Source organism: Actinacidiphila epipremni, from assembly GCF_012034175.1.
In the GTDB taxonomy this organism is placed as follows: Bacteria; Actinomycetota; Actinomycetes; order Streptomycetales; family Streptomycetaceae; genus Actinacidiphila; species Actinacidiphila epipremni.
Map to the genome: position 1 here is coordinate 125578 of NZ_JAATEJ010000021.1, position 12515 is coordinate 138092.

Below are 12515 nucleotides of genomic sequence, written 5' to 3' on the forward strand. Positions count from 1 at the left end.
TTCAGTAAATCCTCGCCGGCATGCGGAACGCGGCGCTTCCCAGCAGCACTTGGCGTGCTTTACCGTTTAATCGCCCGCCTCGCCGGAGGCGCCGCGCCCGCCGCCGTCGCCAAGGAGAGCCGATGAAGGACGTCACGCCACTGGTCGACGGCTGGACCCTCCGCCTGCCGGGCACCGGCGCGGAGGCCGGCCGGGTGGGGGAGCCGGGCGGGACGGTCCCCGCCGCCGTCCCCGGCTGCGTGCACAGCGACCTGCTGGCTGCGGGGCTGATCCCCGACCCCTTCCTGGACCGCAACGAGACCGAGGTGGCCTGGGTGGGCCGCGCCGACTGGACGTACCGGACGGCGCTCGCCGCGCACCCCACCGCCCACGAGCGCACCGACCTGGTCTTCGACGGCCTCGACACCGTCGCCACCGTCACCCTCGGCGACACCGTGCTCGGCTCCACCCGCAACATGCACCGCTCCTACCGCTTCGACGTCACCGGCGCCCTGGACGCCGGCCCGGTGCCGCTCACCGTCGCGTTCACCTCCGCCTACGAGGAGGCCGAGCGGGTGAAGGCGCTGCTCGGTGACCGCCCGAACTCGTATCCGGAGCCCTTCCCGTACCTGCGCAAGATGGCCTGCTCCTTCGGCTGGGACTGGGGCCCGACCCTGGTCACCGCCGGGATCTGGAAGCCGGCGCGGCTGGAGCACTGGTCGACCGCCCGGCTGGCCCGGGTCACCCCGCTGGTCACCGTCGGCGCGGACGGCACCGGGCGGGTCGAGGCGCGGATCGAGCTGGAGCGCACCGCCGCCGGCGCGGACCGCCCGCTGACGGTGCGGCTGCGGGTGGGGGAGCACACCACGCACACGCCCGTACCCCCCGGCGCGCAGCATGTCACCGCCGTCACGCAGGTCCCCGGCCCCGAGCTGTGGTGGCCGCGCGGCTACGGCGAACAGCCGCTGCACGACTGCGAGATCACCCTCACCGACCCGGACGCCGGCGCGCTCGACCGCTGGCAGCGCCGCGTGGGCTTCCGCACGGTCCGGCTGGACACCGCGGCGGACGCGCACGGCACCGCCTTCACCCTGGTCGTCAACGGCACCCCCGTCTTCGCCCGCGGCGTCAACTGGATCCCGGACGACGTCCTGCCCTCCCGCGTCGACGCCGCCCGCTACCGGCGGCGGCTGGAGCAGGCGGCGGCGGCCGGCGTGGACCTGGTGCGGGTGTGGGGCGGCGGCCTGTACGAGAGCGACGACTTCTACGACGTGTGCGACGAGCTGGGCCTCATGGTGTGGCAGGACTTCCCGTTCGCCTGCGCCGCCTACCCCGAGGAGCAGCCGCTGCGCGGCGAGGTCGAGGCCGAGGCACGCGAGAACGTCAGCCGGCTCGCCCCGCACCCCGCCCTGGTGCTGTGGAACGGCAACAACGAGAACCTGTGGGGCTTCCGCGACTGGGACTGGGAGCCCGAGCTCGCCGGCGACTCCTGGGGCGAGGGCTACTACCTGGGGCTGCTGCCCCGGATCGTCGCCGAGACCGACCCGACGCGGCCCTACTGGCCCGGCAGCCCCTGGTCCGGCTCCTGGGACCACCACCCCAACGACCCCGGCCACGGCACCGCCCACTCCTGGGAGGTGTGGAACCGCCAGGACTACACCGCCTACCGCGACAGCGTCCCGCGCTTCGTCGCCGAGTTCGGCTGGCAGGCACCGTCGGCGTACGCGACCGTCCGCCGCGCCATCGGCGACGACCCGCTCAGCCCCGACTCGCCCGGCATGCTGCACCACCAGAAAGCCGGCGACGGCAACGGCAAGCTCGCCCGCGGACTCGCCCACCACTTCCCCGTGCCCGCCGACTTCGACACCTGGCACTACCTCACCCAGGTCAACCAGGCCCGCGCCGTCGCCACCGGCGTCGAGCACTGGCGCTCGCACTGGCCGCGCTGCGCCGGCACCGTGGTGTGGCAGCTCAACGACTGCTGGCCGGTCACCTCCTGGGCCGCCGTCGACGGCGACGAGCGCGAGAAACCCCTCTACCACGAGCTGGCGCGCCTCTACGCCGACCGCCTCCTCACCGTCCAGGACCGCCCCGGCGGCATGGTCGCCGCCCTGGTCAACCAGTCCGCGCAGCCCTGGTCCGGCGAGGCCGTGCTGCGCCGCACCGCGGTGGACGGCACCGTGCTCGCCGAGGCCCGGCTGCCCTTCGCCGCCGCCCCCCGCACCGTCGCCGAGCTGCCGCTCCCGCCCGAGGTGCTGCCCGCCGCGGACGGCAAGGAGCTGCTGGCGGTACGGGCCGGCGCCGAGCGGGCCCTGTGGTTCCCGGTCCGCGACAAGGACTTCGGCTACCCCGCCCCCGCCTGGGACCTGGAGCTCGCCGTCCGCCCCGACGGCACCGCCCAGGTCACCGTCACCGCCCGGGTCCTGCTGCGCGACCTGCTGCTCCAGGCCGACCGGCTGGACCCGCGGGCACGCACCGACCGCGGCCTGACCACCCTGCTGCCCGGCGAGAGCGCCACCTTCACCGTACGCGGCTGGGCGCACCCCACCGCGCAGGCCGCCGCGGCGGCGCTGCGCACCGTCAACGCCGCCGTCGCGCCGCCGGCTACTTCACCGCCCCGCGCGTGAAGCCGTTGTAGATGAACCGCTGCAGGAACAGGAAGACCACCAGCGTCGGCACGATCACCAGGATCGCGCCCGCCGAGATGTCCTCCCAGTGCGCCCCGAAGGGGCCCTTGAAGCGGAAGAGCGACGTCGAGATCGTCCCCAGGTCCTCCGAGGGCATGTAGAGGAACGGGATGTAGAAGTCGTTGTAGACGGTGATGCCCTTGATGATCACCACGGTGGCGATCGCCGGCTTCAGCAGCGGCAGGATGATCCGCCAGTAGATCGTGAACGCGTTCGCGCCGTCGATCCGCGCCGCCTCGTCCAGCGACACCGGGATGCCCCGGATGAACTGCAGGAAGATGTAGATCGACACGATGTCCGTGCCCATGTAGAGCACGATCGGCGCCCAGCGGCTGTCGAACATCCCGAAGCTGTTCACGATCTTGAACGTCGCCACCTGCGTGGTCACGCTCGGCACCAGCGAGCCGACGAGGAAGAGCGCGACGACCAGCCGGCGCAGCCGGAAGCGGAAGCGGTCGATGGCGTACGCCGCCATCGACCCGATCAGCACCGTCCCGGCGATCGAGAAGACCAGGATGAAGGCGGTGTTCCCCAGGGCGCGCAGCATCTTCCCGGCCCGGAAGGCCGTCACGTAGTTGTGGTAGTTCAGCCAGTCGTGCGGCAGCGTCAGCGCGCCGCTGCCGTCGGCCATCTCCCGGGACGTCTTCAGCGACGTCAGGAACACCGCGGCCAGCGGCAGCAGCACCAGCGCGCTCGCCGCCACCAGCGACAGGTACATCAGCGCCCTGGCCACCCGCGCGGTCATACGAGGTCGCTCCTCTCGTCGGGCACCAGGACCCGCTGGAGCCAGGTCACCAGCAAGATGATCACCAGCAGCGCGACGGCCGCCGCCGACGCGAGCCCCACCTTGCCGAACTCGAAGGCCAGCTTGACCGTCTGGATCACGAAGGTCTGGGTGCCGGCGGCGCCGCTCGTCATGATGTACGGGATCTCGAACGCCGACAGCGACCCGGAGACCGCCAGGATCGCGCTCAGGCTCAGCACCGGCTTGATGCCCGGCGCGATGATGTGCCGGAACTGCTGCCAGCGGTTCGCGCCGTCCAGCTCCGACGCCTCGTACAGCTCACCGGGAATGGACTGGATCGCGCCCAGGAACAGCACGAAGTTCAGCCCCATGAAGCGCCACACCGACACCCCCGCCAGCGAGGTGTTGGCCGTCCGCCCGCCGCTGAGCCAGAAGTGGTGGCCGTGCGCGCCGAAGGCGCCCAGCACGGTGTCGAGGGTGCCGTGCGGCTGGAAGAAGTACAGGAAGACGAAGCCGATGGCGACGCCGTTGAGCAGGTAGGGGAAGAACAGGATGCCCTTGAAGAGGTTGCGCAGCCGTACGTCGAAGCTGAGCACCGTCGCGAAGTACAGCGCGAGGGCGATCTGCACCACCGACGCCACCAGGTAGTACAGGCTCACCGAGAACACCTGGAAGAGCTCGGGCCTGGTGAACAGCTCCACGTAGTTCCTGGTCCCGACGTAGCGGCGGTCCGGGCTGACGCCGTCCCAGTCGGTGAAGCTGTCCCTGATCATGTTCCCGACCGGCACATAGGTGAACGTGATCAGCAGGGCCAGCGGCACCGCCAGGTACAGCCACGGTGTCACCGTCCGCCAGACCCGGGCGCGGCTCACAGGCTCGCGGTCTTCTGCGCGGACGCCCACTTCTTCGCGAGGTCGTCGAAGACGCCCTGGAGGTCGCCGCCGGCCGCGCCGCGCGCGACGTCGATCAGGTGCCGGCGGTAGTCGGGCTTGTCCGTCATGCCGATCTCCGACTGGTTGTCGATCGCGGTGACGGTGGCCGCCTTCGCCTGCGACATCTCGACGAACCGGACACCGGCGTCCTGGAACGGCTTCAGCGCGGTCGGCTGCTGCCCGCCGCGCAGCGTCGGCACGGCCTGGTTGTCCTGCACGTAGCCGGACTTGTCGGTGAACCAGTCGATCCACGCGCGGGCCGCGGCCTTGTGCGAGGAGTGGATGTTCACCGCCTCCTGGTAGTCGGGGGCCACCGGCGTGCAGAACTTGCCGTCCTTCTGCGACGGGAAGGGCATGTAGCCGATCTCGGCCGGGTCCCTGCCGGCCTTCTTCGCCGCGTCCTGCATCTGCACGATCGCCCAGGAGCCGAGCCACATCGTGCCGATCTTGCCGGTGGCCAGCAGGCTCTTGCTGTTCTCCCAGTTGGTGGTGGTCGGGTCCGGCTCGGAGAGCTTGTCGTGCACGATGTCGTACAGCAGGGTGTCGCCAGTGTTGAGGTCGCCGCCGGGCTTCCACGGGTCCGGGTCGCCGGCCGGCTCGTCGGTCGCCGCCGGGTCGCAGGTCACCGCGCCCTGCACCTGGGTCCAGGCGGTGAGCGGCCAGCCGTCCTTGTAGTTGGTGTAGTACGGCGTCGCGCCGGTCTTCGCCTTGACCGCCCTGAGGTCGGCCAGGAACTCCTCGGGCGTCGTCGGCCAGTCGGTGATCCCGGCCTGCTGCCAGACGTCCTTGTTGTAGACGAAGCCGTCGGCGTTGGCGAAGTTGGCGATGCCGTAGACCTTGCCGCCCACGGTGGCCTTCTCGGTGAAGGTGTACTTCTTGGCGAGTTCCCCGGCGCTGCCGAGCGAGGCGAAGAACTTCGGGTAATCGTCGGTCTTGACCGCCGCGGGGATCATGAGCACGTCGCCGTAGTTGGACGTGTTCATCCGGATCTTGACCTCGCCCTCGTAGTCCGTGATCCCCTCGAAGGTCACATGCACCTTCGGGTAGATCTCGTTGAACCGCGCGGCGTACTTCTTGAGCGTGCCGTCCTGCACCAGGTCGGTGCGCTGCGTGAGGACCTTGATGTCGCCGGTCACCGCGGCCGGGTCGGTGGGCGAGGCGGCCGAGTCGCCGCCGGACGACGACGAGCCCCCGCCACCGCAGGACGTCGCCAGCAGCGCCATGGCGGCGAGCAGCGAACCGGCGAGTGCTGTGCGCTTCATGTGCACCAACTCCGTTTCCACGACGCCCGAGCAGGTCCGGGCCTGATGCCCCCGCGATGCGGTACTTAAGCGTTTCAGTGGCAGAACGACCGCACTATTGCATTGGGTTGTGGACCGGTAAAGGGAACGGTTCGGCGCTGATGCTTAACCGTTACATAGGTCGTTCAGTACGAGCCGGCGGCGCACGCTGCGGTAGGTTGGGCGCGAGCGCCGGCCCGCCGCACGGCCGTCAGGGGCACGCGGCACCCGAGAAGGCGTCCCGCGCAGGGCGGGGACCGCCGCCGGCCTGGTGAAAGGCCGTCATGCCGCCGTCCGCGCAGCCACCCGTGACCCCGGGGGACACCGGCGCCCCCGCCGGCCCATCCCTCGCCGCCGGCGCGTCGATCTCCGCCTCCGTCGACGGCGTCGCCGCCCGGCTGCGGGCCGCGGGCTGCGTCTTCGCCGAGGACGAGGCCCGGATCCTCCTCGACAGCGCCCGCGACCCGGCCGAGCTGGCCGCGATGGTGGCCGCCCGGGCAGGCGGCGACCCCCTCGAACACGTCGTCGGCTGGGCGGAGTTCTGCGGGCTGCGGATCGCCGTCGACCGCGGCGTGTTCGTGCCCCGCCGCCGCACCGAGCTGCTGGTCCGCGAGGCCGCCGCGCTCGGCCGCACCCTCGCCGCCGGCGGCGAGCCCGTCGTGGTGGTCGACCTGTGCTGCGGCTCCGGCGCGGTCGGCGCCGCACTGGCCGCGGCCCTGGGCCGTACGGTGCTGCACGCCGCCGACGTCGACCCCGCAGCCGTCGCGTGCGCGGCCCGCAACCTGGGACCCGCGGGCGGGCAGGTGCACCAGGGCGACCTGTTCGACGCGCTGCCCGCCCGGCTGCGCGGCACCGTCGGCCTGCTGGCCGCCAACGTCCCCTACGTGCCCACCGCCGCGGTCGGCCTGCTGCCGTCCGAGGCCCGCGACCACGAGGCCCCGGTCGCCCTCGACGGCGGGCCCGACGGCCTGGACGTCATGCGCCGGGTCGCCGCCCGGGCGGCGCGGTGGCTCGCCCCGGGCGGCTCGCTGCTGGTCGAGGCCGGCGAGCGGCAGGCCCGCACCGCCGCGCGCGTGCTGGCGGCCGGCGGCCTGACGACCCGTACCGCCACCGACGACGACCTCGGCGCCACCGTGCTGATCGGCACCCGCCCCCGCGGATAGCCGCGGGTCAGTCCTGCTGCTCGGCCGGACGCAGCCCCGCCGACCACTTCTCCTCGATGTTGCCGAACTTCCACACCGCGAGCGCCACCGCCCAGGTGACGAAGAACAGCCCGACGATCACATAGCCCACGATGTTCAGGTCCAGGCCCCCCACCCAGTCCCAGAACGCCCCGTGCAGCCCCGCCTTGTCGCTGACCAGCCCCAGCAGCTCCACCGTGCCGATGATCAGCGCGACGGCCACCGACAGGCCGGTGATCGTCAGGTTGTAGTAGACCTTGCGGACCGGCTTGGAGAACGCCCACTCGTAGGCGAAGTTCATGAACGACCCGTCGATCGTGTCCAGCAGGCACATGCCCGCCGCGAACAGCACCGGCAGGCACAAGATCGCGTACCACGGCAGCCCGGACGCCGCGCCCGACCCGGCCAGCACCAGCAGCGCGATCTCCGTCGCGGTGTCGAAGCCCAGCCCGAACAGCAGGCCCAGCGGGTACATCTGCCACGGCTTGGTGATCGACTTCATCAGCCGGCCGAGCAGCCGGTTCATGAACCCGCGGTTGTTCAGCTGCTCCTCCAGCGCGGCCTCGTCGAAGTGGCCGTCGCGCATCTGCCGGAAGACCTTCCAGATCCCGGCCAGGATCAGCAGGTTGATGAACGCGATGACGTAGAGGAACGTCCCCGACACCGTCGTGCCGATCCACCCGGTGACGTCGTGCAGGGTCGAGTCGTCGTTCTGCACCGGGTCCGACAGCGACCTGATGCCCAGCGACAGCAGCAGCGCCAGCCCGAAGACGATGCTGGAGTGGCCCAGCGAGAACCAGAAGCCCACCGACAGCGGTCGCCGGCCCTGCTGCATCAGCTTGCGGGTGGTGTTGTCGATCGCCGCGATGTGGTCGGCGTCGAAGGCGTGCCGCATGCCCAGGGTGTACGCGGTCACGCCGATGCCGATGCCGAACGACTTGGTCCCGAGGCTGTAGTGCTCCGGTGCCACGATCGCCACCAGCGTGAACCAGCCGATCACATGCAGGGCGACGATGAAGGCCGCCATCCCGCCGACCCGGGTCCACTCCGCCCGGGTCATCGAGCCCGCCATACGTCGCAGGCGCGACCCGGTGGCGTCCGGGGCCTCGGTGGTGCTGCTCATGCCTTCGTCCTCCGGGGGAGCGGCCGGTGTGCTTTTCCGCATCAGACTACTAGTTGCGAACGATGTGCAATAGGCCGCCCCCGGCGGCCGGAACCTCCGGAGACCTCGGTCACAAGCTGCGGAATCCCTGGTGATCGACCCTTCGCCGTGATTGACGCATGACAGATCGGAGCCCTACGCTCGCCGGGTAAGTGATGACGTGGGGAAGCTGGTGGAACTCCAGCACGGTCGCGCCACTGTGATCCCGTCCCGCCGCCCGGCGGCACGACGGGAAGTCAGATACCCGCCCATCACGACGCCCAGCACACCAGGGACGCACGATCCCCGAAGGAGGGCTCACCTTGAGCAGCATTTCCACCACCCGCCCCGCCGCCACACCGGTCGTCCTGCCGGTCACCAAGGCCGGGCTGTGGCTGGTCGGCACCGCCGTCCTCGCCCTCATCGCCTACTACTTCATCGGTGTCGACCAGGGGGCCGTCTCGGTGTTCGGCAAGGACATGCACATCCACGAGTTCGTCCACGACGCCCGCCACTTCCTGGGCTTCCCCTGCCACTGACGGCAGGCCGCCCCCAGGAAGCCCACGCGACCGCCCCCTGAAACGACGGACAACTCGACATGGAAAAGAAACTCGTGCTGCGCGGCGTCCTGGCCGGCGCAGTGGCCGGCCTGCTCGCCTTCGTCTTCGCCCGGATCTTCGCCGAGCCGTACATCGGCAAGGCCATCGACTACGAGAGCGGCCGGGACGCCGCCCAGGCGGCCCTCGACAAGGCCGCCGGACTCGCTCCCGAGGCCGCGGGCCCTGACCTGTTCAGCCGCACCGTGCAGGCCGACATCGGCATCGGCGTGGGCCTGATCGTCTTCGGCATGGCGATGGGCGCGCTGTTCGCCGTCGCCTACACCGTCTGCCTCGGCCGCGTCGGGGGGCTGCGCGCCCGCAGCCTCGCGCTGCTGGTGGCCGGCGGCGGATTCGTCGGGATGTACCTCGTGCCGTTCCTGAAGTACCCCGCCAACCCGCCGGCCATCGGCCACGAGGAGACCATCAGGGCCCGCAGCGGGCTCTACCTCATCATGGTGGTCTGCTCCGTCGCCTTCCTCGCCGGCGCGGTCTGGCTCGGCCGCCGGCTCCAGCCGCGCTTCGGCAACTGGAACGCCACGCTGCTGGCCGGCGCCGCGTTCGTCGTCGCCATCGGCGTGGTCATGCTGCTCCTGCCCTCCCTCGGCCACCTCGGCTACAACAAGGAGCACTACGGCAACCACGCCACCGAGACACCGCAGCCGCTGACCGACGGCAAGGGCCACATCGTCTACCCGGGCTTCCCCGCCGACGTGCTCTTCGCCTTCCGCTTCTACTCCGTCGGCGCGCAGCTGCTGCTGTGGTCCGCGATCGGCCTGGTCTTCGCCCCGCTCGCCGAACGCGTCCTGCGCCCCGTCACGGAGGACGGCGCCGTCCGCGGAGCGGCCCCCCTCCCGGCATGACCGAAGCTCCCCACCCGGGCGCGGTGATCGACGCGATCACCGCGCTCGGGCCGTTCTTCGCCTTCACCACCCACCCGGCGGACCCTTCCCGTACGGCCGGCGCGCCGCGCCCGGGGGAGTGGCAGCCCCTGGACGCCGCGGCGGTCGCCGCCCGCGTCACCGCCGTACGGCAGTGGCTCGCGGCGGCGGGCGGGCAGCCGCCCGCGGCGGTCGAACCGCGCGTCGCGGCCTCCGTCGCCCACCTCGGCCTCGCCGCCCGCCTGCTCTCGCCCGCGCTGGCGGCGGCCGTGCTGCACGGCATTCTCCTCGACCACACCCTCGCCCAGGTCCGCTGGCAACCGACGCTGGGCGCCCCGGCGCCCCTGTCCCTGCCGGAGTCCGCCCTGCGCGCGCCCCTTGAGGCGGCCCGCACGCCGGGCGGGCGGCCGGGTCCGGGGGGCGCGACCGGGCGTGCCGCCGTGCCGGAGGGGGAGGCGTCCTGCGACGCCTCGGCCGCCCGCGCGGGGGAAGGGCAGAACCTTGCCGCGCCGCCTGGCGCCGAGCACATCGGGCGCACGGCGCCCGATGCCGCGCCGGAGGGCGGCGCGCCGGCCGGCGCGCAGCGCCACGCCGCCCCGCGCGCGGCCGTACCGCCCGTCACCGCGCCGCAGGCGGAGGCGCCGGCCGATGCCTTCGCCGCCCGGCTCGCGGACGGGCCGCTCGCCGAACTCGCCGCGCTGCACGTACCGTTCGGGCTGTCCCCGCACATCGCGCTGGGCAACACCGCCTCCGCCCTCAACGGCGCCGCCGGCATGATCGCCGCCGCCCGGCCCGACCTCGCCGCGGCCAGCGCCGCCTTCGCCGCGGAGGTCCTGGCCCGCGAGCCGCTGCGCCCGCAGGCCGGCCGCACGGCCACCGGCGGCTTCCGGCGCCGCAGCTGCTGCCTGATCTACCGCGCCGCCCCCGACCGCCGCGGCGCCCTGTGCGGCGACTGCGCCCTGACCCCCTCGGACCGCCGCCCATGAGACACCTGCACGTCATCGGCATCGGCGCCGGCGACCCCGGCCAGCTCACCCTCCAGGCCGTCGAGGCGATCGGCCGCGCCGACGTCTTCTTCCTGCTCGACAAGGGCGAGGCCACCGCCGACCTGACCGCCCTGCGCGAGCTGATCCTGCGCCGGCACGCCCGCGACCCGTACCGCGTGGTCACCGCCCGCGACCCCGAGCGCGACCGCACCGCGCCCACCCCGGGCTACGCGCCCGCCGTCGACGACTGGCGCAGCCGCCGGGCCGCCCTCTACCGCCGGCTCCTCACCGACGAACTGCCCGACGGCGGCCACGGGGCCTTCCTCGTCTGGGGCGACCCGGCCCTCTACGACAGCACGCTCGCCGTCCTGGCGGAGGTGCGCGCGGGCGGCGGCCCGGACCTCGACTGGACGGTCGTGCCCGGCATCAGCTGCATCGCCACCCTCACCGCCCGGCACCGCATCACCCTCAACCAGGTGGGCGCCGCCGTCCAGATCACCACCGGCCGCCGGCTGGCCGACCACGGCCTGCCGGCCGGCGCCGCCGACGTCGTCGTGATGCTCGACGCCCACCAGGCGTTCACCGCCCTCACCGGCCACGGCCTGCACATCTACTGGGGCGCCTACCTCGGCACCCCCGACGAGATCCTGCTCTCCGGCCCGCTGACCCCCGCGCTCGCGGCCCGCATCACCGCGACCCGCGCCGAGGCCCGCGCCCGCAAGGGCTGGATCATGGACACCTACCTGCTCCGCAGGCCCCGCGAAGCCCCCGCCTCCGCAACCCCCGAGCCTGCCTGTCTCGTGCATGCCGTGGCTTCTTCGGCGCCCGCCGGGGAGCCCCGCGCCGGTGCCTCGGCTGCTCCTGCGACCGCCGTTTCTGCGACCTGCGAGCCTGCCTGTCCCACGCCCGCCGCCGCCCCGCCGGCGCCCGCCGGGGAGCCCCCCGCCGGCACTCCGCCCGCGGGGCGCGCCCCCGCGACCCCCGAGCCCGCCGCAGGCGATGCGCGGTGACGTTGCGCGTGCTGCTGCTCGGCGGGACCAGCGAGGCCCGGGTTCTCGCCGGGCTGCTCGCCGCCGAGCCCGGGATCGACGTCACCAGCTCGCTCGCCGGCGCCACCTCCGACCCGCGGCTGCCCCCGGGGCGGACCAGGAGCGGCGGCTTCGGGGGCGCCGCGGGCATGGCCGGCTGGCTGCGCGAGCACCGCGCCGGCGCGCTGGTCGACGCCACGCACCCCTTCGCCGCCACCGTCAGCCGGCACGCCGCCACCGCCGCCCGCACCGCGGACGTACCGCTGCTCGCCCTGCGCAGGCCCGGCTGGACCCCCGGCCCCGGCGACGCGTGGCACTGGGCGGACACCGCGGCGCACGCCGCCGCCCTGCTGCCCGCGCTCGGCCGCCGGCCCTTCCTGACCACCGGCCGCCGCGACCTCGCGGCCTTCGCCGCGCTGCCGCTGGACTTCCTGATCCGCACCGTCACCCCGCCGCCCCCGCCGCTGCCCGCCCGCCACCGCCTGGTCCTGGGCCGCGGCCCGTACCCCCTCGACGGCGAGCGCGCCCTGCTGCGCGCGCACCGCGCCGACGTCCTGGTCACCAAGGACAGCGGCGGCCCCGCCGCCAAGCTCGCCGCCGCCCGCGAGGCCGCCGTCCCCGTCCTGCTGCTGCGCCGCCCGCCCGCACCCCCGGGCGTGCCCGCCGCGGCCACCCCGGAGGCCGCCGCCCAGTGGCTGCGCGACCTGCGCTGACCCCGTGTGCCGCCCGGCATGCCGACCCCCGCCGCGCGCCCCGGCCGCGACGGGGGGATGATGTATGTCGGTTGCCCATGCCTGGAGGTCAAGCCATGGACTATCCGGAAACCTACGAGCTCGTCTTCCATGCCGCCGCCGTCGAGGACGACGCCGTCCTCGTGCACCGCACCGAACGGTCCGGCGCCGGCGGCTACCCCATCTACCAGGACGAGACCGGCATCGTACGGGCGGAGATCAGCGCGGACGGCGAGGTCCGCATGGTCGCCAGCGGAGGCCACCAGTCCCTCGACACCCCGCTCGCGGTCCGCCCCGTCACCGGCTGACACCCGCGGGGCCGCACCGTACGGCCCCGCGCCCCCCACG

General features: G+C 73.3%; 11 protein-coding genes, 1 pseudogene and 1 riboswitch. Of the genes and pseudogenes, 8 read left to right on the forward strand and 4 right to left on the reverse strand.

Translation table 11 applies throughout. From position 1 onward, the window contains the following. The first annotated feature begins 122 nt into the window (after positions 1 to 122). Positions 123 to 2606, forward strand: coding sequence for a glycoside hydrolase family 2 protein (locus HCN08_RS23950; protein WP_167985290.1), 2484 nt, complete (start codon positions 123 to 125; stop codon positions 2604 to 2606). Here the strand turns inward: HCN08_RS23950 and HCN08_RS23955 are convergent. Genes HCN08_RS23955 through HCN08_RS23965 form a run of 3 tightly spaced genes read right to left on the reverse strand, consistent with a single transcriptional unit; the run spans position 2584 to position 5605 of the window. Then, positions 2584 to 3411 carry a carbohydrate ABC transporter permease gene (locus tag HCN08_RS23955; RefSeq protein ID WP_167985291.1) on the reverse strand — a complete coding sequence of 276 codons (828 nt, stop codon included), beginning with the start codon at positions 3409 to 3411 and terminating at the stop codon, positions 2584 to 2586. The genes HCN08_RS23950 and HCN08_RS23955 overlap by 23 nt on opposite strands. After that, entirely contained in the window at positions 3408 to 4313 is a 906-nt protein-coding gene (locus tag HCN08_RS23960; protein WP_407648870.1) for a carbohydrate ABC transporter permease, read from the reverse strand. The genes HCN08_RS23955 and HCN08_RS23960 overlap by 4 nt, the downstream gene beginning before the upstream one ends. Further along, positions 4280 to 5605, reverse strand: a complete 1326-nt coding sequence (locus tag HCN08_RS23965; protein WP_167985292.1) for an ABC transporter substrate-binding protein — start codon at positions 5603 to 5605, stop codon at positions 4280 to 4282. The genes HCN08_RS23960 and HCN08_RS23965 overlap by 34 nt, the downstream gene beginning before the upstream one ends. Before the next feature lie 302 nt (positions 5606 to 5907). On the opposite strand from HCN08_RS23965, the gene HCN08_RS23970 reads away from it, so the two are divergent. Next, complete coding sequence (locus HCN08_RS23970; protein WP_167985293.1) at positions 5908 to 6786, forward strand: putative protein N(5)-glutamine methyltransferase; 879 nt, start codon at positions 5908 to 5910, stop codon at positions 6784 to 6786. A 7-nt stretch (positions 6787 to 6793) separates the two neighbouring features. Here HCN08_RS23970 and nicT read toward each other — a convergent pair whose 3' ends face one another. Beyond that, positions 6794 to 7864: a Nickel transporter NicT gene (gene nicT / locus HCN08_RS23975; RefSeq protein WP_167985331.1), complete on the reverse strand. Its 1071-nt coding sequence runs from the start codon at positions 7862 to 7864 to the stop codon at positions 6794 to 6796. 236 nt (positions 7865 to 8100) lie between these two features. Then, a riboswitch (cobalamin riboswitch) is annotated at positions 8101 to 8232 on the forward strand. Between the two features lie 36 nt (positions 8233 to 8268). Between nicT and HCN08_RS23980 the strand changes: the two genes are divergently transcribed. From HCN08_RS23980 to HCN08_RS24005, 6 genes and pseudogenes are all read left to right on the forward strand, one after another. Further along, positions 8269 to 8484 (forward strand): CbtB domain-containing protein, encoded by a 216-nt coding sequence (locus HCN08_RS23980; protein WP_167985294.1) that lies wholly within the window; start codon positions 8269 to 8271, stop codon positions 8482 to 8484. A 59-nt stretch (positions 8485 to 8543) separates the two neighbouring features. Continuing rightward, positions 8544 to 9404, forward strand: coding sequence for a CbtA family protein (locus HCN08_RS23985; RefSeq protein WP_167985295.1), 861 nt, complete (start codon positions 8544 to 8546; stop codon positions 9402 to 9404). Then, entirely contained in the window at positions 9401 to 10408 is a 1008-nt protein-coding gene (locus HCN08_RS23990) for a (2Fe-2S)-binding protein (RefSeq protein ID WP_167985296.1), read from the forward strand. Before HCN08_RS23985 ends, HCN08_RS23990 begins: the two co-directional genes overlap by 4 nt. Then, positions 10405 to 11163 (forward strand): annotated as a pseudogene (cobF, locus tag HCN08_RS23995) (precorrin-6A synthase (deacetylating)); the annotation flags it as partial. The gene HCN08_RS23990 and the pseudogene cobF, both read left to right, overlap by 4 nt. A gap of 257 nt (positions 11164 to 11420) precedes the next feature. Continuing rightward, positions 11421 to 12149: a cobalt-precorrin-6A reductase gene (locus tag HCN08_RS24000; protein WP_167985332.1), complete on the forward strand. Its 729-nt coding sequence runs from the start codon at positions 11421 to 11423 to the stop codon at positions 12147 to 12149. A gap of 95 nt (positions 12150 to 12244) precedes the next feature. Beyond that, positions 12245 to 12475: a DUF6296 family protein gene (locus tag HCN08_RS24005; RefSeq protein ID WP_167985297.1), complete on the forward strand. Its 231-nt coding sequence runs from the start codon at positions 12245 to 12247 to the stop codon at positions 12473 to 12475. Positions 12476 to 12515: the final 40 nt, after the last annotated feature.